We start from the raw sequence: 21480 nt of genomic DNA, 5'->3' as shown, positions 1-21480 counted from the left end.
GGGGCTAAACGGGTAGGGTTGAGCAGGTACACCAATCCAATGAAAGGATCATCATGGCTGACAACAACACCCCGAAGACCCCGAATACCCCATCTACCACTGACTCCACTGCAAATTCCAAGGCAGTAGAGACGGAGCAGGTTCGCCCGCGCAACGAGAACCTGGAGACCGATCACGGCACCACCGTTATTGATGACAACGTGGTGGGCAAGATCGCCGGCATCGCAGCCCGTGAAGTTTCTGGCGTTCACAACCTGGGCGGCGGCGCTGCACGTATGTGGGGTGCTGTGCGCGAGTCCTTCACCTCCTCCACCAACGTCCAGCAGGGCGTGAACGTTGCGGTGGACCAGGGCCACGTCAGCGTTGCTGTTGCCATCATCGCTGAGTACGGCGTTGCCATCCACGAGCTGGCTAACGCTATCCGCGAGAACATCACCGTTGCCATCACCCGCATGACCGGCCTGATTGTGGACCGCGTTGATGTGACGGTGCACGACGTGAACCTGCCGGAGCAGGAGACCGCTGTGCCGGAGCAGTACGACGAGAACGTGAACTACCAGGCTGCTAACCCGGCACTGGGCCAGTAGTTATGGCGCAGACCTCCGTAACCCGAGAAACCGCGGAGGCAGCCCGTACCGCAGCACTTGCAGTCCCCGGCGTTGCCGGCCTCCACGGAGGCCGCTTCGGCGAAGTAGCAATTCTGCTTCCCGGTGAACGCATCGAGGGGCTTCGTAACTCTCGCCGCAGCGTTGAGCGTGGCGGCGATAACGGCGGAGAGCACGGCACCGAACTTGGCCTTGAGGTCCACGTTGTGTTTGACGTTGGCTCTGAGCGCGAAGTGCAGGCTGTTGCAACCGACGTTCGTGAAGCGGTACTTCAGGCTACTTCTCTCGGTTTTGTAGACGTTGTGGTGGCGGATGCTGTCCGCGCGTCACACTAACTGGAAGACAATCTGGAAGATTTGGTGTTCCCCATGAATATCTTCGAAAACAAGACGGTGCTGGGCATCATCATCGGCCTGATCGTTGCGTTTTTCGTCACCTTTGGCGGTGTGTTCGGCCTGATTTGGCTGCTGCTGTTCACCGTCATCGGTGGCGTAATCGGCGCTCAGCTTGATGGCCGGCTGGACTTGGCCCGCGCCGTGAGCAAGACCTCCGGCAAGGGCCAAAGCTAATGGACGGCACGTTTTACCACATCAGCGAGAAGGCAGTTGAGCACGTAGCAGAGCAGGCCGTGCTCACTGTTCCCGGTGTACTCAGCCTCGACGCCCAGCTAGCTGGCCTTGCGGGGCGCAAGTACCCGCGGGTGAATGTGCACTTGGACCGCGCCTCAGCAATTGCTGCGGTAGAGGCCGAGATTGCCACCACCTACCCTGCCCCAGTTGCGGCTATTACGGACGCGGTGCGGGCTACCATCATCGCCCACATCCGTTCCCTGTGTGGGCTGGATGTTTCCCGCGTTCAGGTGCACGTGGCCAATGTGCAAACTGAGACGGACGGCCACCGTGTGACTTGGGATGATGTGGCTAGCCACAATGCATCGGCTGAGCCGGTTGGTATCCGCATATCCCCTTCGCCGGTCACCTCCCCGGTAACGAAGGACCCGATCGCGCTTTCGCCGATTGAGGTTGACTCACAGCTGGATGAACTGCGCGAAGTGACGGTTCCTGCGCCACCTGAGGTTCGCACCACAGGCTTTGACGCACCGCCGCTGCAGCTCACCGACGTTGTCGTGCCACCGCCGCTTGAGACGTTTTCGCCTGAGACTCCTCAGCCGCGCCAGCTTGCTGAAGTGCAGCGTTTCGTTCCGCAGGCTGCGTCCGTACACGCTCCGTACCCGCGCCCGGTCAAGGGCGCTACGGTGCCGCCGCGGCGCGCGCTCAAAGAGGTGTACATCAACCGGAGCTCTGTTGTGCCGGTAAGCGCTCCCGCGGCGCCGCACTTGCGTCCGGTTGGGGTGCCCTCGCCGAGACCTGTGAAGCGCCCTGAGGCCCCAATGCCGCAGCCGTTGAAGCAAATCACGATTCGACCGGTGGAGAAGTATTATGACCGCACCCGTTAAGGACCACACGGAAGCGCCAAACCGCCCGCTTGGTCCGCACCCTGGCGCTGAGCCGCGTGCGAATCCGGCTGTCCGTTGGATCACTGTTGTGCTTGGCGTGCTCCTGATTGCGCTTTCCGGCGTGTTGGTTCGCGAACTTTGGTTCTACGCCCAGGACCAGCCGTTTACCTCTTGGTTGTTGCCGGTATTTAACACGATGGCTTCCTCGCTTATCGACGCAAAGGTGGTCACCCTCGGCATCATCATCGCCCTTGTCGGGCTTTGGCTTGTCATCACCGCCTTCATTCCGAGGGCTCGTACCCATGTGCGCGTGGACTCCCCCGCTTCTATTTGGGTACGTCCCGTGGATATTGCCCGCAAGGCAACCAACGCAGCCCGCGCTGAGACCGGCAGCACTACGGTCCGCTCGAAGGCGAACCGTAAGAAGCTGACGGTTGAGATTGATGATGACGGCACTGGCTCAACCCAGGAGCGTGTGACCAGCCTGCTTAATGGTGAGTTCAGCCGTCTGCAGGCGCCGCCTGCGGTGGCAGTGAAGGTGAACCAGCCGGCACCTGCGCCGGAGACCGCTACTACTGAACAGGAGGTACAGCGATGACTAAGGGACTTTCCTTCTTCGACCGCCTCGTAGTCTTCCTCTTCGGACTGCTGCTTATTGTTGCTGGCTTGGTGCCGGTGGCGCTGTACTGGGACATCCCCTACGTCAGTGATTGGATTAACCAGTTCAACCGGGCATCGATTTCGGAGGTGCCCTACTACGGCTGGTACAACACCGCGCTGATTATCGCGGCGATCGTCCTGTTTTTTGTCGGCCTGTGGCTAATTCTGGCTAACATCCGCAGCCGCGCGTTCTCCAACAGGGAGATCGCGGCAGCGGACCCGGCACACGGCGACACGGTGATCAATGTCCAGCGCGTTGCCGAGGCGGCCTGTACGGCGATTACGCAATCCCCGTCCGTATCGCGTGCGTCGTGCAAGGTTGCAATGGTGGGCAAACGCCCAACCGCTACCTTTACCGTCATCGCTAACCCTTCCTATGACCTGGGTGAGGCGATCAGCGCCATTGAAAGCGCTAACGAGGATTTCCGCGTAGCCAACCACACGATGGAAATTGACACGGTGTGGAAGCTGCAGCTGGACCGCGTCGCAGCGTAGCCGCTACCAGCGTTTAGGCCTCCAACAGATACGCCTCTTTCAGTAGCCCCAGTTTGCGCGGCCTCCCGCCGCCGGCTGGGGCTACAACTATCTCAGCGCCCGGCGTACAAGCCAGCAGCTGGTCCCACGCGATCGTTTCAAGCAGCGATTGTCTCCCCTGCACAGTCCATAACCAGATCCGCTGCCCGAGGATCACCCTAGAGCCGTCCTCACATTGCAGGAGCCAGCGTTCCGAGCCGACGTCCACACGCCGCAGGCCATCGAGCATGTCGGCGTCTTTCGGTGGCAACCCGGTGATCATTTCAACGACGCCCAGCCGGTGCTCTACGCCTTCTGTATCCCGCACCACCAGTGGCCGGCCCGGCCCTGTTGGCCGGAAGGCGTCATAGCGCCACACCCCGGGCATCCGTTTCGGGTCTGCAGCGTTTCGCACTATCGCCGTGGTGCTTGTCAGTGTGATGGTGAGCTGTGGCGCTGTCGTAGCGATGCACACAGTGCGTTCCAGTGGCGCTGTCAGCAGGGATGGGTGTTCTCTTGCAACCTCATCCAGGATTGCCAGCAGCTCGTCCTCGGTGGAGCCCCAGGACAGTCCACGGTTCTGCAACACACCTAGAAAAGCCGGGAGTGTGAGGTCTGGTTGGCCTTCCCACGCATCTTGGAGCCTCGCTATGAGTTTAGGGATGCGGGTTGGGTCAGTTTCGTGCACGCGAGCATTGTAGCCGAGCCCGTCCCATCTGATCTGGCACAAGTTGAGGCCGCGAGTTCGTGCACCAGTACGCGGCCTCCTCACGCTGATCGCGTTTGCGTAAGCAGGACGAACGGCCTGCGAATAGCGCTGGAACACAGATATGCAGGGGAAGATATGCAGGTTCCCAGCTCAGAGCGTTTTTTCAATAAGACCGGCCTTAATGAAAAATGGCCGCTACCTGCAGACCTGCATTTCTTCCCCTGCATATCTGTTGGGACCGGACCGGACAGCACAGGCTCCCCGATCCTGGCCATAGCTGCCCAAACACCTGCACATGTATCCGGGCATGCAAAAAGGCCGCCCTCCCGTATGGGAGTGGCGGCCTTTGAGGTGTTACTGGGTTACCCAGTTAGACCCTGGCGGCTGGAATTAGCCGAGGATCTTGGTAACACGGCCAGCGCCGACGGTGCGGGAGCCTTCGCGAATAGCGAAGCGCAGGCCCTCGTCCATAGCAACCGGCTGGATGAGCTCAACGGTCATCTCAACGTTGTCGCCCGGCATAACCATCTCGGTGCCCTCCGGCAGCTTCACAACGCCGGTAACGTCAGTGGTACGGAAGTAGAACTGCGGACGGTAGTTGTCGAAGAACGGGGTGTGGCGGCCGCCCTCGTCCTTGGACAGAACGTAGACGGAGCCCTCGAACTTGGTGTGCGGGGTGTAAGCGCCCGGCTTGATGATGACCTGACCGCGCTCAACGTCCTCACGCTTCAGACCACGGAGCAGCAGAGCTGCGTTGTCGCCAGCCTCAGCGGTGTCAAGAAGCTTGTTGAACATCTCGATGGAGGTAACGGTGGTCTTCTGGGACTTCTCGCGGATACCGATGATCTCGACCTCGTCGTTGAGGTTGAGCACGCCACGCTCCACACGACCGGTAACCACGGTGCCGCGGCCGGAAATGGTGAAGATGTCCTCGATCGGCATCAGGAACGGCTTGTCGGTCTCGCGCTCCGGGTCCGGGATGGAGTCGTCACATGCCTGCATAAGCTCCAGGATGGAGTCAACCCACTTCTTCTCGCCCTCGAGAGCCTTCAGTGCGGAGATGTGGACGATCGGTGCATCCTCGTCGTACTCCTGCTCAGCCAGCAGATCACGAACTTCCATCTCAACCAGCTCGATGATTTCCTCATCATCGACCATGTCGCACTTGTTCAGTGCAACGAGGATGTACGGAACGCCAACCTGGCGAGCCAGCAGCACGTGCTCGCGGGTCTGCGGCATCGGGCCGTCGGTAGCTGCAACCACGAGAATTGCGCCGTCCATCTGAGCAGCGCCGGTGATCATGTTCTTGATGTAGTCGGCGTGGCCCGGGGCGTCCACGTGAGCGTAGTGGCGCTTCGGGGTGTTGTACTCCACGTGGGAGATGTTGATGGTAATACCGCGCTCGCGCTCCTCCGGAGCCTTGTCAATTGCGGAGTAGTCGAACGCCTTGTTCTCCTCCGGGTACTCCTGAGCCAGCACGGTGGTGATGGCAGCCGTGGTGGTGGTCTTGCCGTGGTCGACGTGACCGATGGTGCCAATGTTGACGTGCGGCTTCGTACGCTCGAACTTTGCCTTTGCCACTTGTTGTCCTCCTGGACTTCCATGTGGCTACGACCTTCGCAGCCACGTTGTTTACATTTGCCTTGCCTCATGGCCCGCATGCGCGAGACATGCTGCATCGACCATTTCACAATGTGCCAGTTACATGATCCTAGATTCTGAATGACCGTTTTTCAAACCGGCCGATCCGAGCAAACCGCGGATCCACCTAGTGAGTAACGGCCAACTCAAGCTCCACCCCATCTGGCTGGGTTTTTGGGCTGGAACTTCAGTAGGCCGCACCCCCTAGGGTGCGCTTCGTGCCTAGCTTTTACTATCGACGGCTCTGGCGTAGCCGTCGATAAGCCAAAGCACGAAGCGTTAGGGCAATTTACTTGCCGGTGCGCTGCTCGATGATCTCCTGAGCAACGCTCTGCGGAACCTCAGCGTAGGAGTCAAACACCATGGTGAAGTTCGCGCGGCCCGCGGTCGAGGAACGCAGGTCACCAATGTAGCCGAACATTTCGGACAACGGCACCTTAGCGCGAACAACCTTCGCACCGGAGCGGTCCTCCATTGCGTAGACCTGGCCACGACGGGAGCTGATGTCACCGTTAACGGTGCCCATGTACTCCTCCGGGGTCACAACCTCAACAGCCATGACCGGCTCAAGCAAAACCGGCTTAGCCTTAGCAACCGCTTCCTTCAGAACCTGGGAGCCAGCGAGCTTGAAGGCCATTTCAGAGGAGTCAACGTCGTGGTAGGCGCCGTCCTCAAGGGTGGCCTTAATGTTCACCAGCGGGTAGCCAGCGAGGTAGCCGTACTGCATCGCATCCTGGATACCAGCGTCCACGGACGGGATGTACTCCTTCGGCACGCGGCCACCGGTGACGGCGTTCTCGAACTTGTAGGTTGCGCTCTCGCCCTCCTCCAGCGTCTCCGGGTCCGGGTTGTACGGCTCGATGGTGACAATGACCTTTGCAAACTGGCCTGAACCACCGGTCTGCTTCTTGTGGGTGTAGTCCAGGGACTCCACCTTCTTGCGGATGGTCTCGCGGTAAGCAACCTGCGGGGAACCGATGTTTGCCTCGACCTTGAACTCGCGCTTCATGCGGTCAACCAGCACGTCGAGGTGCAGCTCGCCCATGCCGCCGATGATGGTCTGGCCGGTCTCCTCGTCCAGCTTGACGGTGAAGGTCGGGTCCTCTTCCGCCAGCTTCTGAATAGCGGTACCCAGCTTCTCCTGGTCAGCCTTAGTCTTCGGCTCAATGGCCACCTGGATAACCGGATCCGGGAAGTCCATGGACTCCAGGATGATCGGGTGATCCGGGTTGCACAGGGTGTCACCCGTGGTGGTTTCCTTCAGGCCAATGAACGCGTAGATGTTGCCGGCGTCAGCGTGCTCAACCGGGTTCTCCTTGTTCGCGTGCATCTGGAAGAGCTTGCCCACGCGCTCCTTCTTGGACTTCGTGGAGTTAAGCATCTGCTCGCCCGGGATTGCCTGGCCGGAGTAGACGCGCACGTAGGTCAGCTTGCCAAAGAACGGGTGCACAGCAATCTTGAATGCCAGTGCGGAGAACGGCTCTTCAACGGACGGCTTACGGACGAGCTCCTCGGAGCCGTCTACGGAGGTGCCGCGAACTTCGCCGATGTCCAGCGGGCTCGGCAGGTAGTCCACAACAGCGTCCAGGATCGGCTCGATGCCCTTGTTGCGGTACGCGGTACCACAGAACACCGGGTAGATCTCGGAGTTAACGGTCAGCTTGCGGATAGCGGCCTTGATCTCCTCAACGGTGAGCTCTTCGCCGCCGAAGTACTTCTCCATGAGCTCCTCATCGGACTCAGCAACGGTCTCGAGCAGCTTCTCGCGGTACTCGTCTGCCTTGTCCTGCAGCTCAGCTGGGATGTCAACGATCTGCGGCGGGGTGCCGGTCTCAACCTTGCCCGGCCACAGGTATGCCTTCATCTGGATGAGGTCAACAACGCCGTCGAAGTCGTCCTCAGCGCCGATCGGGATCTGCATAACCAACGGCTTGGCGCCGAGGCGGTCAACGATGGTGCCGACGGTGAAGAAAAAGTCTGCACCCAGCTTGTCCATCTTGTTCACGAAGCAGATACGCGGCACGTTGTACTTCGCAGCCTGGCGCCAAACCTGCTCAGACTGTGGCTCAACGCCTTCCTTGCCGTCGAAGACAGCAACAGCGCCGTCCAGAACACGCAGGGAACGCTCCACCTCAACGGTGAAGTCCACGTGACCCGGGGTGTCAATGATGTTGATCTGGTTGTTGTTCCAGAAGCACGTCACGGCAGCAGACGTAATGGTGATGCCGCGCTCTTTCTCCTGCTCCATCCAGTCGGTGGTTGCGCCACCGTCGTGGGTCTCGCCAACCTTGCGGTTGATACCCGTGTAAAACAGGATGCGCTCGGTCGTGGTGGTCTTACCGGCATCAATGTGAGCCATGATGCCGATGTTGCGGACCTTATTCAGGTCTTTAAGCACTTCTTGTGCCACGTTTTTACCCCAACTTATGAGTTGTCGACACCGCCCCGGCGCACGCTAGGGAGCCGAGATAGCGTCTTTGGCGGATATTGTCCTTGGTCGATTATTCCACTATTTGCGCGTGGAGGCAGGTTACGCACCCGTCGCTACGCAAACGGCCCGGGAGCAAGACTCCGACGCGTACGCGTGCGGACAACTTATCCACGGGCCGAAACGTAGAGCTCATAAGGCGCGAACCTATTACCAGCGGTAGTGGGCGAAGGCGCGGTTTGCCTCTGCCATCTTGTGCGTGTCCTCACGACGCTTCACAGATGCACCCAAGCCGTTGGACGCATCCAGGATCTCGTTAGCGAGGCGCTCAATCATGGAGTTCTCACGACGCTGGCGAGTGAAGGTCACCATCCAACGCAGAGCAAGCGTGTTGGAGCGGCCCGGCTCAACCTTGACCGGAACCTGGTAGGTAGCGCCACCAACACGGCGGGAACGAACCTCAAGGTCCGGGCGGATGTTGCCCAGTGCCTTCTCCAGGGTGCCAACCGGGTCAGTACCGGTCTTCTCGCGGCAGATCTCAAGCGCGCCGTAAACGATGCGCTCTGCGGTGGACTTCTTGCCGTCCTTCAGGATCTTGTTCACCAGCTGGGTAACCAGCTCGGAGTTGTATACCGGATCCTTAACTACGGGACGTACAGGTGCTTTTTGCTTACGCATTGTTCTTTACTGCCCCTTCTTCGCGCCGTAACGGGAGCGAGCCTGCTTGCGGTCCTTCACACCCTGGGTATCCAGAGCGCCACGGATGATCTTGTAGCGCACGCCCGGCAGGTCTTTCACACGACCGCCGCGCACGAGCACCATGGAGTGCTCCTGCAGGTTGTGGCCCTCACCCGGGATGTATGCGGAAACCTCAATACCGGAGGTCAGGCGCACACGTGCGACCTTACGCAGTGCAGAGTTCGGCTTCTTCGGAGTGGTGGTGTACACGCGGGTGCACACGCCGCGGCGCTGCGGGGAGCCCTTCAGGGCGGCCGTAGCAACCTCGGACTTCTTATCCTTGCGGCCCTTGCGGACCAGCTGCTGAATAGTAGGCATTCACGCTCTTTCTGTATTCACGACCCCACACACGCGCCCATACATGCAAAAATGGGGGCTCTTTCGCGGGGCCCTTCCGTCTGCATGAACCAACGCATGCAACGAGTGTCGCATGGAGTTCGAAACTTTCGCACCGCGCGAGAATGCGGGCGAAACCTCAATCAAGGTACTACACAGTTGGTTTTGGGAGCAAATTTCGCTTATCGACGCCCACGCCAAACCCCCCACACGCCCGTCCAATTCGTTTTACACTGCTGACATGACCAGCCGCACCGGGGTAGCACTTCGCTCAACACGTGACATGATCGCAGCTTCTGCAACCATTCCTGTCAGCGCCTTGCGTCTGCTTGTGCGTCATCTCCCCCAGCTGCTCACGCTCATCTGCGTCGGCTTGGCCGGCAGGCAGGCAGTGATCTGGCTGGCGGTGTGGCTGTCTAACTACAGCAGCTTTGGCGCAGCACTCATCATGCCGCTTGCGCCGCTGTCGGTGATGATGTCGCTGATCCTCTGCCTGTGGGTATTACGTCCGTCGTTGCCTTTTTTGGTGGAGACGTTCCCAGAGAGAGCGGAGACGCAATCGCGCACAAGGCTCCTGTCGGTCGGCGGGCTGCTGGTGTCGTTTCTCACGGTGTACGCCACGCACGGGATGTTGAAGGAGGATCTGCGGGATTTCCGGCGCGCCACGACTATCGACGAATACATGAACCAAGGCTTCAACGCCGACTTCAGCCGCGCTTTTGTGGATAGCACGGCGGCGCTCATCGCGTTGATTCTGGGCACGATCATCTTGCGCAAAATCATCGGCTATTTCGCGCTTGCAGAGAAAGGCCTCGGGCTGACGTATCTCTCCGCGTACCTTGAGGTGCTGTGGATGACCACAGTGTCGGTGTTTCTGACCAACCAGCTCTCGGCCGTGCAGGACTGGGCACTCACGCGCAGGAGTATCGCGCCGACCTACCGGTCCTACGTTGAGCTTTCAGAAAGCATTGAAAAATCCACTGGCGTCTTTGGGGAATGGTGGGCATGGCTCGCGGCGAAACTACCCACATTCAGCCAATTTGTCACGGTGCCCATTGCCTGGTTGACGCTGGGTGCGGTGGTGTTTGGCACCTCGTTGGTGGCCAAGCAGGCAGCCGAGAAAACCGAAGCCGACGCAAAAGCAGACGCCGGAACCGACGCCGACACTGCCAGCCCACGCCTGCGCCAGCGTGCCCGGCAGGCAGCGCGCAGTGAGGCGAAAACGGTGATGGACAACGCCTTAAAGCCCGTCGCTGGTCCGCTGAAAACCACGTGGAAAGGGCTGCGAACCCTTGCCCGCGCTGGCCTTGTGCCGATGGTGATCTTCTGCCTGGTGTTCATGCTGGCCACAAGCGTTGAGCTTGGCGTAGTCGAGCTTGGCCGCCTGATCGCCGGACCGCAGCAATCGCTTCAAAGTGAGCAAGCCGCCACATTCATCCTCGTATTCGCGCGCATGACGTATCTGATGGTGGTGGTGTGCCTCGTCGCCGCGGCGCTGGATCACTTCTTGCGCAGCACCTACTCGCCGTCGGCAAACTCCCCGAAGGGTTCGGGCTCTGGCAGCACCAACGTCACGTAGTGCGGTTCCTCCCAACCAACGTGCAGCGTGAGCGGCTGCACCCCCTCAGGCATGGCTATGGGGGTGAGTTTGCGCCAGGTGCCGGGTCGGGGCTCGCCGAAGCCCTCAACAATCTGCCCGTCTCCAACCAGCGGGCCGCCTTGACCCGGCAGGGTGCAGCCGTCTGCGGTACTTAAGTCCCGCTGCATCACCGGCTCCACAAATGCTCCATCTACCAGCTGGTACTCGCGACCATCCGAACCTGTCGCCCACATCCGGCAGCCTTGCAGCACGGAGTCCTGCGGCGCTGACCACTGCGTTAGCACCAGCCACGGACTGAAGCCCTCCGGCGCGTGCACCTCCAACACATCCTGCTGCTTCGGGTTGAGTTCCTGGAACTCCAGCACGCTGACCTGCGCCTGATACGTCGCGCCTTCAACATCCGCGATCGGAAACGCAAAGCTCCCCTCGCCGCCAGCCGGCACGAGTTCCTCGTTGCTCCACGTCCATGGCCGCACGATGCTGAAGTACGGCTGCATCGAAGCACCAACCATCAGCGCCACAGCCGCCGACGCCGCCACCCACCAGGCTTTCCTCACACCGTCACCTCCTCACGGACAATCTCCCCCTCGAACAGGGGCTTTTCTAGCTTGACGACGACCCGTGGCGCCATATGATCCCACGACGCCAACACCTTCAGCGTGGCGTCGTCAATCTTGTTTTCCGGCATCTCAAAGACGAACGTGCAGTCCACAGTCCTGCCCGGGTACAACACGGGGCAGCTGTTGCTCCAGCTGTTGGACTGGGTGAATTCCGTGCCGTCGGAAGCCGTGATGCTGCCTCGCACAAAGCCTATCGACGCCTCCGGGGTCACCCTGAAATCCACCACCATCCAAGAAGCGTTCGTGCTCATCCCGTTAAACACCGGCGTGACATACGTCCGGGTGTCCTCCACTGTGCCAATCTCAGGGGCGCTGCTTGTGTAATCAAAGGGCGCAAAGACCCGGTCCAGCGGGTTCGGCAGCTGCCCGCGGATGAATACCCCAAGGGTAAGCAGAGCCAGGACTACGGCGACGGTCCATACTTGGCGCGCAAATCCATCCATCACCGCAGACTCACCTCCGCCATGCGCTGCGTGGGCAGCCACATCATCTGGTTGTCCAAGAAGGAGCGCTTGTATTCGAGGGTCCAGATGACAAGGTTATCTGCGGCGTCGATACGCTGCTGCTCCTGTGGCTCATCATCGACTGGGGTGAACACCACCGCAATGTTCAAGGGCACCCCCGGGTTGGGGTTGATCACGTCGTAGACGGGCAGTTCCAGCGGCTCCCCCACCGGCGAAAGGCGCGCCACCGAGGGGGTGAATCTAGGCTGCTGATCCTCCGGCAGGCCGGAAACCTCAAGGTCAAACGCCGCTAGCAGGCGGGTCACCGGGCGTTTCGACGTATTGGTCAACCGCATCTCCACCACCCTTGAGCGATCTACCACGTAGGTTTTGCGGATCTGGAAATCAAACGGCGCGACCTCCACCTCCACAGGCTGCGCCAACGCGTTGACCCCCACCGGCGCGCTGGCATGGATGAACCCCTCGGGGTCGGCCTTCTCAAAGCCGCTGCGTAACCCAAGGAAGCCAACGAACACCACTAGCGCCAGAATGGTCATGTTGGCGCGCGTGAAAATGTCGCCAGCTACTGACCTGACAAATCCGTGCACACCAAGAATTCAACCACGCCTCAGCGTGCGGCGCAGCCTTTCTGGGTTCCCAGGCCAGCTAGGTCGGGCCCTGGCCGTCGCGCGGAAAAAACCGAAAGCCCGGCGCCCTCCTCGAACAGGAAGACAGCCGGGCTTTTGGGAAGCAGACCTAGCTACATGCCAGAGAACTAGATCTGATCGAAGCCGTACTCATCCAGCGGGACGGAGGCGCCGGTGAACTCGCCGTAGCCCTCATCGCCGTAGATGGAGTCGCCGAAGCTCGGGATCGAGTAGGCCGCGGAGCGAGCCGCCTCGGTCGGCTTGACCTGGATGTTGCGGTAGCGGGAAATGCCCGTACCAGCCGGGATCAGCTTGCCGATGATCACGTTCTCCTTCAGGCCGATCAGCTTGTCGGAGCGCTTGTTGATCGCGGCGTCCGTAAGCACGCGGGTGGTCTCCTGGAAGGAGGCTGCGGACAGCCAGGACTCCGTAGCCAGGGAGGCCTTGGTGATACCCATGATCTCGGAGCGCATCTCCGCCGGCTGGCCGCCGTCTGCAACTGCAGCGGCGTTGACCTGGCGGGCTTCCGCCAGATCCACCAGGGTGCCCGGCAGGAACTCGGTGGTACCCGAGTCGATGACGGTTCCGCGGCGCAGCATCTGGCGGATGATGATCTCGATGTGCTTGTCGTGAATGGACACACCCTGGGTGCGGTACACGGCCTGGACCTCATCGATCAGGTGCTTTTCCACACCACGGCGGCCGAGGACTTCAAGCACGTCGTGCGGGTCAGCGGCGCCGCGAAGCAGGCGCTCGCCCACCTCTACGCGGTCGCCTTCGCGCAGGGAGCGCTCGATGTAGGCGTCCGGGTTGGACTCCATCGGGCGGCGCACCTGGGCCAGGCCTTGGCGCTTCGACAGCTTCTCGTAGACCACAACATCCGAGCCGTCATCCGGGTGGATGGTCAGGGTCCAGAAGTTGCCCTCGTCCTCAAGGGTGATGGTGCCTGCCACGGATGCGATCGGTGCGCGGTTCTTCGGCACACGTGCCTCGAACAGCTCCTGAACACGCGGCAGACCACCGGTAATGTCGCCACCGACACCACCCTGGTGGAAGGTACGCATTGTCAGCTGGGTACCCGGCTCACCAATAGACTGTGCAGCGACGATGCCGACGGCCTCGCCGATATCCACCAGCTGGCCAGTAGCCATGGACTTGCCGTAGCACTTCGCGCAGACACCGGTCGGGGTCTGGCAGGTCAATACGGAGCGGACCTTGACGTCCACGATGCCGGCGGCCACGAGTGCGTCGATACGCTCCTCAGAAAGCTCAGCGCCAGCCTCAAGCACAACGTTGCCCTCGGCGTCCTTCGCGTCAGCTGCCAGGACGCGGCCAGAGACAGAGGTCTCGACCAGGTCATGACGGGCGTACTTCTTCTCGTTGTCCGAGCCTGCGAGGACAACGGCAACAGGTACCTTGACGCCCTGGTGGGTGCCACAGTCATCCTCGCGGACGATGACGTCCTGCGCCACGTCAACCAGACGACGGGTGAGGTAGCCGGAGTCTGCAGTACGCAGAGCCGTATCGGCCAGGCCCTTACGGGAACCGTGGGAGTTGTTGAAGTACTCCATCACGGTCAGGCCTTCGCGGAAGGAGGTCTTGATCGGACGCGTGATGTACTCACCACGCGAGTTCACAACCATGCCCTTCATGCCGGCCAGGGTCCAGATCTGGCGCATGTTACCGGCAGCACCGGACTTCACAATCATCGGAATCGGGTTGTCATCCGGGTAGAGATCCTCCACGGCCTGACCCACCTTGTTGGTAGCGTCCTGCCACAGCTCGACCAGGCGGTCGTAGCGGTTCTCCTCGGTCAGAGCACCCTTCTCCCAGAACTTGCGCTCAATCTCTTCTGCCTCGCGCTCGTACTCCTCCAAGACTTCGTTCTTGTTCGGGAGCACCAGCACGTCAGACATGGAGATGGTGATGCCGGAGCGGGTAGCCCAGTAGAAGCCAGCGTCCTTCATCTTGTCCAGCACCTGAGCAACGGTGATCATGGGGTACTTCTCCACCATGGACTGGATGATGTCACCCAGCAGCACCTTGCCGGAGCCGCCGCCCTTGCGCACCATGGCGCCTTCCTGGTACGGGAAGTTGAACGGCATCAGCTCGTTGAACATGATGCGGCCCAGGGTGGTCTGGGTGGTCCAAGCCTGGCCCTTCTCCCAGCCGTCCGGGAACTGCTCGGCCTCGATCTCCGGCGTCGGACGCAGGTGATCAATGCGCACCTGGATCGGTGCCTGCAGGCCAAGTACACCCAGGTCGTAAGCCATGATGGCTTCACGGTAGGAGGAGTACACGCCACGTGCCGGGCTGTTCTCATCAGCAGGAGCGTATGCGCCCTCGCCGCCGATCTCGTTTTCGCCCTTCAGCATGGTCAGGAAGTACAGGCCGGTCACCATGTCCAGACGCGGCATAGCCAGCGGCTTGCCGGACGCCGGGGACAGGATGTTGTTGGAGGACAGCATCAGGATGCGGGCCTCAGCCTGTGCCTCAGCGGAAAGCGGCAGGTGAACAGCCATCTGGTCACCGTCGAAGTCGGCGTTGAACGCCTCACAAGCCAGCGGGTGCAGCTGAATTGCCTTACCCTCAACCAGCTTCGGCTCAAACGCCTGGATACCAAGGCGGTGCAGCGTCGGTGCGCGGTTCAACAGCACCGGGTGCTCTGCAATGGCCTCTTCCAGCACGTCCCACACCTCAGGACGCTGACGCTCCACCATGCGCTTCGCGCTCTTGATGTTCTGCGCGTAGTCATTGTCCACCAGGCGCTTCATCACAAACGGCTTGAACAGCTCAAGTGCCATCAGCTTCGGCAGACCGCACTCATGCAGCTTCAGCTGCGGACCAACAATAATCACGGAACGGCCGGAGTAGTCCACACGCTTACCCAGCAGGTTCTGGCGGAAGCGGCCCTGCTTACCTTTCAGCAGGTCAGACAGGGACTTCAGCGGACGGTTACCCGGGCCGGTGACCGGGCGGCCGCGGCGACCGTTGTCAAACAGTGCGTCCACGGACTCCTGCAGCATGCGCTTCTCATTGTTCACGATGATCTCGGGTGCGCCGAGGTCAATCATGCGCTTGAGGCGGTTGTTGCGGTTGATCACGCGACGGTACAGGTCATTGAGGTCGGAGGTAGCGAAACGGCCACCGTCCAGCTGCACCATCGGGCGCAGCTCTGGAGGGATCACCGGGATCGCGTCCAGGATCATGCCTGCCGGATCGTTGCCGGAGCGCTGGAACGCAGCGACAACCTTCAGACGCTTCAGTGCGCGGACCTTCTTCTGACCCTTGCCCTCAGCGATGATGCCGCGCAGCTCCTCAGCCTCAGCATCCAGGTCAAAGTTGCGGATCAGGGTCTGGATAGCCTCCGCGCCCATGCCGCCGGTGAAGTAGTCCTCGTAGCGGTCGATGAGTTCCTCATACAGGTTCTCATCAATAATCATCTGCTTCGGAGCAAGCTTGGTGAAGGTGGTCCAGATCTCGTCCAGACGCTCCACCTCACGCTCACCCGCCTCACGGAGGTGGGTCATCTCCTTGTCAGCAGCGTTCTGCACCTTCTTGCGTGCAGCGGCGGTTGCGCCAGCAGCCTCGAGCTCAGCCAGGTCTTCTTCCAGCTTCTGAGCGCGCTCGGCGATCTCAGAGTTGGCGTCGTCCTCGACTTCCTTCTTCTCCATGATCATCTCTGCCTCAAGGGTGGAGAGATCATTGTGGCGTGCCTCTTCATCAACGCTGGTGATGATGTTGGCAGCGAAGTAAATAATGCGCTCAAGGTCCTTCGGCGCCAGGTCCAGCAGGTAGCCCAGACGGGACGGCACACCCTTGAAGTACCAGATGTGCGTCACCGGTGCAGCCAGCTCGATGTGGCCCATGCGCTCACGGCGAACCTTGGACTTGGTCACCTCGACGCCACAGCGCTCACAAATAATGCCCTTGTAGCGGACACGCTTGTACTTGCCGCAGGCGCACTCCCAGTCACGGGTGGGGCCGAAGATGCGCTCACAGAACAGGCCGTCCTTCTCCGGCTTCAAGGTGCGGTAGTTAATGGTCTCCGGCTTCTTTACCTCGCCGTGGGACCAACGACGGATGTCGTCGGCGGTGGCCAGGCCGATGCGAAGCTCATCGAAGAGGTTTACGTCAAACACGTAAAACTTCCTTTTCAGTAGTTGTTTGGGGTTGAGGTTCGTAGTGTTCGCGGTGACGTCGACAAGCACAATGCTTCTCGACGCCCCGCCCCAGCCTTACGCCGTATCAGCTGCCGCACCCTCATCGCGGGAAAGGTTGATACCCAGCGAGGATCCAGCCTGATCAAACTCATCATCGTCGCCGTCAAGCTCCATCGGCGTGCCGTCGGTGGAAAGCACCTCCACGTTCAGGCACAGCGACTGCAGCTCCTTCAGCAACACCTTGAAAGACTCCGGAATACCCGGATCCGGAATGTTGTCGCCCTTCACAATCGCCTCGTAGACCTTCACGCGGCCAACAACGTCATCCGACTTGATGGTCAGGAGTTCCTGCAGGGTGTAGGCAGCGCCGTATGCCTGCATTGCCCACACCTCCATCTCACCGAAACGCTGGCCACCGAACTGGGCCTTACCGCCCAGCGGCTGCTGCGTAATCATGGAGTACGGGCCGGTGGAACGAGCGTGAATCTTCTCGTCCACCAGGTGGTGCAGCTTCAGCATGTACATGTAGCCAACCGAAATCGGGTACTTGTACGGTTCACCGGAACGGCCGTCAAACAGGATGGTCTTGCCGTTCTCATCCACCATGACGTCACCGTCACGGTTCGGCTTGGAGTTAGCAAGCAGGCCTGCGATCTCATCGTTAGTCGCACCGTCAAACACCGGGGTTGCAGTCAGCGACTCTGCAGGCACGTCATAGAGGTGCTCCGGCAGCGTCTCCAGCAGCTTCGCGTTCTTCGGGTCATCCGGGTTCACCGTCCAACCGGCCTTAGCCAGCCAGCCCAAGTGCACCTCGAGGACCTGACCAATGTTCATACGACGCGGAACACCATGGGTGTTCAGGATGATGTCCACCGGGGTACCGTCCGCCATGAACGGCATGTCCTCCTGCGGCAGGATCTTGCCAACAACACCCTTGTTGCCGTGGCGACCAGCCATCTTGTCGCCGTCCTGGATCTTGCGCTTCTGTGCAACATAGACGCGGATCATCTCGTTGACGCCCGGAGCCAGATCATCATCGTCCTCACGAGCGAAGCGACGAACAGCGATGACCTTGCCCTGCTCACCGTGCGGCACCTTCAAAGAGGTATCGCGCACCTCGCGAGCCTTCTCACCGAAGATGGCGCGCAGCAGGCGCTCCTCCGGGGTCAGCTCGGTCTCACCCTTCGGGGTGACCTTACCCACCAGGATGTCGCCGTCACGCACATCCGCACCAATGCGGATGATGCCACGCTCATCCAGGTCCTTCAGCACGTCCTCGGACACGTTCGGGATCTCGCGGGTGATTTCCTCAGCACCCAGCTTGGTGTCACGAGCATCAATCTCGTGCTCCTCTATGTGCACCGAGGTCAGGATGTCCTCCTCAACCACGCGCTGGTTGAGGATGATGGCGTCCTCGTAGTTGTGGCCTTCCCACGGCATGAACGCAACCAAGAGGTTACGGCCAAGTGCCATCTCGCCGTCCTTGGTGCCTGGGCCATCAGCAATGACCTGGCCAGCCTCAACGCGATCCCCCTGGCTCACAATCGGAGTCTGGTTGTAGCAGGTGCCCTGGTTGGTGCGCTCGAAGGTACGCAGCATGTAGGTGTCGCGGCCACCCTCGTCGTCCATGATGGTGATGTAGTCACCGGTCACGGTCTCAACCACACCAGCCTTCGCGGAGATCACAGTGTCGCCAGCATCGTATGCAGCGCGCTGCTCCATACCGGTTGCCACGTAAGCAGCCTCCGCGCGCAGCAGCGGCACAGCCTGCTTCTGCATGTTCGCACCCATCAGGGCACGGTTAGCATCGTCGTGCTCCAGGAACGGAATCATTGCCGTAGCAACGGAAACCATCTGACGCGGGGAGATATCCAGGTAGTCAACGCCCATCGGGCCGACAACGCCGATGTCGCCGTCCTTCAAGCGGACCTCAATACGCTCACCGGTCAGGTTGCCGTCCTTATCCATCGGAGTAGCCGCCTGCGCAATGGCGTAGCGGTCCTCCTCATCAGCGGTGAGGTAGTCAACCTGGTCGGTCAGCTTGCCGTCATTGACCTTCTGGTACGGCGTCTCAATGAAGCCGAATGCGTTAACGCGAGCGTACGAAGACAGTGCACCGATCAGACCAATGTTCGGGCCTTCCGGCGTCTCAATCGGGCACATACGGCCGTAGTGGGACGGGTGCACGTCACGCACCTCAATGCCGGCACGCTCACGGCTCAGACCACCCGGGCCGAGCGCGGAGAGACGACGCTTGTGCGTCAGGCCAGACAGGGAGTTGTTCTGGTCCATGAACTGAGACAGCTGCGAGGTACCGAAGAACTCACGGATAGCAGCCGAAACCGGGCGCACGTTGATCAGAGACGTCGGGGTGATGGACTCCGCATCCTGCGTGGTCATGCGCTCACGCACAACACGCTCCATACGGGACAGGCCCACGCGAACCTGGTTCTGGATCAGCTCGCCCACCGTGCGCAGACGACGGTTACCAAAGTGGTCAATGTCATCAGTGCTGATCGGGATGATCTCACCGGACGGCGAGGTCATCTCGGACTCACCTGCGTGCAGGCGCACCAAGTACTCAAGGGTGGTTGCAATGTCCTCTTCGGTCAGCGTCATCAAACCGTCATGATCGCCGCCGAGGCCCAGCTTGCGGTTGATCTTGTAGCGGCCCACGCGAGCAAGGTCATAACGCTTTGCCTTGAAGAAGGAGTTCTCCAGCAGGGACTGCGCAAGGTCACGCGTCGGCTGCTCGCCCGGGCGCTGCTTGCGGTAGATCTCCAGCAGCGCCTCATCGGTGTTAGCCACACCGTCAGACTCAAGGGTGGCCATCATGATCTCGGAGAAGCCGAAGCGCTCCGTGATCTGCTCGGCGGTCCAGCCAAGCGCCTTCAACAGGACGGTCACCGGTTGACGACGCTTACGGTCAATACGCACACCAACCGTGTCGCGCTTGTCCACGTCAAACTCCAGCCACGCACCGCGCGACGGAATCACCTTCACAGAGTGCAGTGGGCGCTCCGTGGACTTATCAATCGTCTCGTCGAAGTACACGCCCGGAGAACGTACGAGCTGGGAAACAACCACACGCTCCGTGCCGTTGACAATGAAGGTGCCCTTCTCCGTCATCAGCGGGAAATCGCCGATAAACACGGTCTGGGACTTAATCTCCTGCGTGTCATTGTTAATAAACTCCGCCGTGACGTACAGCGGCGCGGAGTAGTTGATGTCCTTGTCTTTAGCTTCCTCGATGGTGTACTTCACATCTTCGAAGCGCGGCTCGGACAAGCTCAGGCTCATATTGCCCGAGTAATCCTGGATCGGAGAGATCTCCTCGAGGATATCCTCCAAGCCACTCGTGACACGAGCGGTTTCGCCGCGCAGCTGCTGCTCGCGCTCACGCCACTCGGACGTGCCCACGAGCCACGCAAAAGATTCAAGCTGCACATCGAGCAGGCCCGGGACGGTAATGGGCTCATTGATTTTGGCGAACGAGTAACGCTCGGGCGCCCCGGGGATTTCAGCCATTGACATGGTCTGGTCTGAGACTGCCAAGTTGGGTCCTTCCAGCACCTTAGCGGAGGCCGCAAAAATCTGCTCTGGCATACAGATCTGCGGCATTTCCGCTGGTTAAGTTAGCATTCGGTCTGCTTCGGAAGTTCCGCCCCCAGAGACAACAAAATCACCTTGTCAAATCGGCCTTCATCTACCGCATCTGCAAGGTTTGCGCGCACACTGGAGACGGCTTCCAGCGCAACGAATGAGCTTATACCACATCTCTGCTCTTGTAAAGAGATGCCCCACCCGCGGACACCCTACCATCCAAACGGCGCTGCGCGAGTATCCACGCGAGCCCCGCCAGCGTCAAGATGCCACCAGCACCAATGGCGATGCGGGAAGCAAGCGTACCCCACGTTGGCGCGGACAGACGAGCCAGCTCCTTGAGCAGTTCACTGGCCTGCTCCGGGTCTGTTTGCGCGCCATAGGTTACGACGTTCTCCAGCCCGTTCCCCTCAGCATCCGCGTAGTAATCATCCACCGCTTCACGCAGGCCCACCACCAGGCCAGATGCCTGATCCACCAGGAGTTCACGCTCCGCGGCGTGGAACAGATAGGTGCGCTGATCTTCGGTGAAGCCCAGGTTGCGATCATCAGCGAAACGCTGCGCCAGATTTGTCGGCGCAACAACCTGGCGGAAGGTGTAAACAGTGCGGCCTTCCATCTCTTCCTCGCCCACGAACTGGGCGGGGGCAGTCCCACGAAGCGTGGGGTCAAAGACTTCATAGTCACGCTGCTCCACGTTTGCCGGGAACTTCAGCCACGCCCCCTCAATCGGCACAGGTACCTCCGGCATGGCCATCACCAGCTGCACGTCGGCAGGCTCAAGGACCTCCCCTGTTAGCCGGTCCATCTGGAACGACCACGTGGATGCGGTCACCAAATTCTCAAAGTCACTTGGCGCGTCCCCCGCGCGCAACGTGTCCCCCACGCGCACCGACATCGTGTTCTCATCTGAGGGCTCACGAATCTCCATGTACAGCTGGCGCGTCACCGGCGCAGGCTTAGCATCGCGCGTGCCGTTTGGATCAGTCAACGTCCACGTCGCGGAACTGAGAGTAAGCGGCAGACGGGCATCCCACACCAGGAACTTTGGCGCCACCAGTCCCGCAACCAGCAGCGCAACACCCAACACCACCATCAGCGCTGGCAAAACCGGGGACTTATGCATGGTGCGCTACTTTACCGCAGCCCCTTTCTTGCGGGGCTGGATCTGGCGACACACCGAACCGACACATCGAACGACGCTGTGTGAGGTGTCAATATTTCTGCGGGCAACGGACCCCGCAGGGCCTGAAGGAGGCCACCTCGCCTCCGATTTATGTTGCTTCCGGACGGAAAAAATACGGATCACACTCAACCT

At 60.5% G+C, this 21480-nt stretch carries 18 protein-coding genes; 7 read left to right on the top strand and 11 right to left on the bottom strand.

The features are described 5' to 3' along the window. Positions 1-53 precede the first annotated feature (53 nt). The 6 genes from HMPREF3101_RS11255 to HMPREF3101_RS11230 are packed head-to-tail and all read left to right on the top strand — an operon-like array spanning position 54 to position 3216. A complete protein-coding gene (locus HMPREF3101_RS11255) occupies positions 54-587 on the top strand; it encodes an Asp23/Gls24 family envelope stress response protein (RefSeq protein ID WP_070465725.1) in 534 nt (177 codons plus the stop codon). Positions 588-589: 2 nt separating this feature from the next. Beyond that, complete coding sequence (locus tag HMPREF3101_RS11250) at positions 590-940, top strand: hypothetical protein (protein WP_070465722.1); 351 nt, start codon at positions 590-592, stop codon at positions 938-940. A 33-nt stretch (positions 941-973) separates the two neighbouring features. After that, positions 974-1174 (top strand): hypothetical protein, encoded by a 201-nt coding sequence (locus HMPREF3101_RS11245; RefSeq protein ID WP_052205403.1) that lies wholly within the window; start codon positions 974-976, stop codon positions 1172-1174. Then, positions 1174-2061 (top strand): Asp23/Gls24 family envelope stress response protein, encoded by an 888-nt coding sequence (locus HMPREF3101_RS11240; RefSeq protein ID WP_052205404.1) that lies wholly within the window; start codon positions 1174-1176, stop codon positions 2059-2061. The genes HMPREF3101_RS11245 and HMPREF3101_RS11240 overlap by 1 nt, the downstream gene beginning before the upstream one ends. Continuing rightward, the gene (locus HMPREF3101_RS11235) at positions 2045-2659 is read left to right on the top strand and encodes an Asp23/Gls24 family envelope stress response protein (protein ID WP_070465719.1); all 615 of its coding nucleotides are present in this window, start codon (positions 2045-2047) and stop codon (positions 2657-2659) included. The genes HMPREF3101_RS11240 and HMPREF3101_RS11235 overlap by 17 nt, the downstream gene beginning before the upstream one ends. Then, entirely contained in the window at positions 2656-3216 is a 561-nt protein-coding gene (locus tag HMPREF3101_RS11230) for an Asp23/Gls24 family envelope stress response protein (RefSeq protein ID WP_070465717.1), read from the top strand. The genes HMPREF3101_RS11235 and HMPREF3101_RS11230 overlap by 4 nt, the downstream gene beginning before the upstream one ends. 13 nt (positions 3217-3229) lie before the next feature. On the opposite strand, the gene HMPREF3101_RS11225 is transcribed toward HMPREF3101_RS11230, so the two are convergent. The 5 genes from HMPREF3101_RS11225 to rpsL form a co-directional block, all read right to left on the bottom strand. After that, positions 3230-3922, bottom strand: a complete 693-nt coding sequence (locus HMPREF3101_RS11225) for a hypothetical protein (RefSeq protein WP_070465762.1) — start codon at positions 3920-3922, stop codon at positions 3230-3232. A 411-nt stretch (positions 3923-4333) separates the two neighbouring features. Continuing rightward, positions 4334-5524: an elongation factor Tu gene (gene tuf, locus HMPREF3101_RS11220; protein ID WP_070465715.1), complete on the bottom strand. Its 1191-nt coding sequence runs from the start codon at positions 5522-5524 to the stop codon at positions 4334-4336. Positions 5525-5873: 349 nt separating this feature from the next. After that, positions 5874-7994 carry an elongation factor G gene (gene fusA, locus HMPREF3101_RS11215; RefSeq protein ID WP_070465712.1) on the bottom strand — a complete coding sequence of 707 codons (2121 nt, stop codon included), beginning with the start codon at positions 7992-7994 and terminating at the stop codon, positions 5874-5876. A gap of 228 nt (positions 7995-8222) precedes the next feature. Then, the gene (gene rpsG, locus HMPREF3101_RS11210; RefSeq protein ID WP_052205410.1) at positions 8223-8690 is read right to left on the bottom strand and encodes a 30S ribosomal protein S7; all 468 of its coding nucleotides are present in this window, start codon (positions 8688-8690) and stop codon (positions 8223-8225) included. Positions 8691-8696: 6 nt separating this feature from the next. Then, the gene (rpsL, locus tag HMPREF3101_RS11205) at positions 8697-9068 is read right to left on the bottom strand and encodes a 30S ribosomal protein S12 (protein WP_052205411.1); all 372 of its coding nucleotides are present in this window, start codon (positions 9066-9068) and stop codon (positions 8697-8699) included. A 259-nt stretch (positions 9069-9327) separates the two neighbouring features. On the opposite strand from rpsL, the gene HMPREF3101_RS11200 reads away from it, so the two are divergent. Continuing rightward, the gene (locus HMPREF3101_RS11200) at positions 9328-10665 is read left to right on the top strand and encodes a hypothetical protein (protein WP_141737454.1); all 1338 of its coding nucleotides are present in this window, start codon (positions 9328-9330) and stop codon (positions 10663-10665) included. On the opposite strand, the gene HMPREF3101_RS11195 is transcribed toward HMPREF3101_RS11200, so the two are convergent. The 6 genes from HMPREF3101_RS11195 to HMPREF3101_RS11170 all read right to left on the bottom strand — a co-directional run bounded on the left by HMPREF3101_RS11195 (position 10605) and on the right by HMPREF3101_RS11170 (position 21288). Next, positions 10605-11243, bottom strand: a complete 639-nt coding sequence (locus tag HMPREF3101_RS11195) for a hypothetical protein (protein WP_070465706.1) — start codon at positions 11241-11243, stop codon at positions 10605-10607. The two genes, HMPREF3101_RS11200 and HMPREF3101_RS11195, sit on opposite strands and share 61 nt — an antisense overlap. Beyond that, positions 11240-11749 carry a hypothetical protein gene (locus HMPREF3101_RS11190; protein WP_070465704.1) on the bottom strand — a complete coding sequence of 170 codons (510 nt, stop codon included), beginning with the start codon at positions 11747-11749 and terminating at the stop codon, positions 11240-11242. Before HMPREF3101_RS11190 ends, HMPREF3101_RS11195 begins: the two co-directional genes overlap by 4 nt. Then, positions 11749-12357: a hypothetical protein gene (locus HMPREF3101_RS11185; RefSeq protein WP_070465702.1), complete on the bottom strand. Its 609-nt coding sequence runs from the start codon at positions 12355-12357 to the stop codon at positions 11749-11751. The genes HMPREF3101_RS11190 and HMPREF3101_RS11185 overlap by 1 nt, the downstream gene beginning before the upstream one ends. A gap of 167 nt (positions 12358-12524) precedes the next feature. Beyond that, positions 12525-16538: a DNA-directed RNA polymerase subunit beta' gene (locus HMPREF3101_RS11180; protein WP_070465699.1), complete on the bottom strand. Its 4014-nt coding sequence runs from the start codon at positions 16536-16538 to the stop codon at positions 12525-12527. 96 nt (positions 16539-16634) lie between these two features. Continuing rightward, positions 16635-20132, bottom strand: a complete 3498-nt coding sequence (locus HMPREF3101_RS11175; RefSeq protein ID WP_070465758.1) for a DNA-directed RNA polymerase subunit beta — start codon at positions 20130-20132, stop codon at positions 16635-16637. Between the two features lie 193 nt (positions 20133-20325). Further along, positions 20326-21288 (bottom strand): cell envelope lipid trafficking protein PgfA, encoded by a 963-nt coding sequence (locus HMPREF3101_RS11170; RefSeq protein WP_070465696.1) that lies wholly within the window; start codon positions 21286-21288, stop codon positions 20326-20328. Between the last annotated feature and the right edge of the window lie 192 nt (positions 21289-21480).

The sequence above is a fragment of the Corynebacterium sp. HMSC29G08 genome, from assembly GCF_001806875.1.
Classification (GTDB): Bacteria; Actinomycetota; Actinomycetes; order Mycobacteriales; family Mycobacteriaceae; genus Corynebacterium.
This window is presented reverse-complemented; position numbering and strand designations above follow the sequence as displayed.

Excerpts from the sequence above, each read along its gene's own strand:
- rpsG (WP_052205410.1), bottom strand. The coding sequence starts at position 8,690 with ATGCGTAAGCAAAAAGCACCTGTACGTCCCGTAGTTAAGGATCCGGTA.
- HMPREF3101_RS11230 (WP_070465717.1), top strand. The coding sequence starts at position 2,656 with ATGACTAAGGGACTTTCCTTCTTCGACCGCCTCGTAGTCTTCCTCTTC.
- HMPREF3101_RS11240 (WP_052205404.1), top strand. The coding sequence starts at position 1,174 with ATGGACGGCACGTTTTACCACATCAGCGAGAAGGCAGTTGAGCACGTA.
- HMPREF3101_RS11245 (WP_052205403.1), top strand. The coding sequence starts at position 974 with ATGAATATCTTCGAAAACAAGACGGTGCTGGGCATCATCATCGGCCTG.
- HMPREF3101_RS11250 (WP_070465722.1), top strand. The coding sequence starts at position 590 with ATGGCGCAGACCTCCGTAACCCGAGAAACCGCGGAGGCAGCCCGTACC.
- HMPREF3101_RS11200 (WP_141737454.1), top strand. The coding sequence starts at position 9,328 with ATGACCAGCCGCACCGGGGTAGCACTTCGCTCAACACGTGACATGATC.
- HMPREF3101_RS11235 (WP_070465719.1), top strand. The coding sequence starts at position 2,045 with ATGACCGCACCCGTTAAGGACCACACGGAAGCGCCAAACCGCCCGCTT.
- HMPREF3101_RS11190 (WP_070465704.1), bottom strand. The coding sequence starts at position 11,749 with ATGGATGGATTTGCGCGCCAAGTATGGACCGTCGCCGTAGTCCTGGCT.
- HMPREF3101_RS11255 (WP_070465725.1), top strand. The coding sequence starts at position 54 with ATGGCTGACAACAACACCCCGAAGACCCCGAATACCCCATCTACCACT.
- HMPREF3101_RS11170 (WP_070465696.1), bottom strand. The coding sequence starts at position 21,288 with ATGCATAAGTCCCCGGTTTTGCCAGCGCTGATGGTGGTGTTGGGTGTT.
- rpsL (WP_052205411.1), bottom strand. The coding sequence starts at position 9,068 with ATGCCTACTATTCAGCAGCTGGTCCGCAAGGGCCGCAAGGATAAGAAG.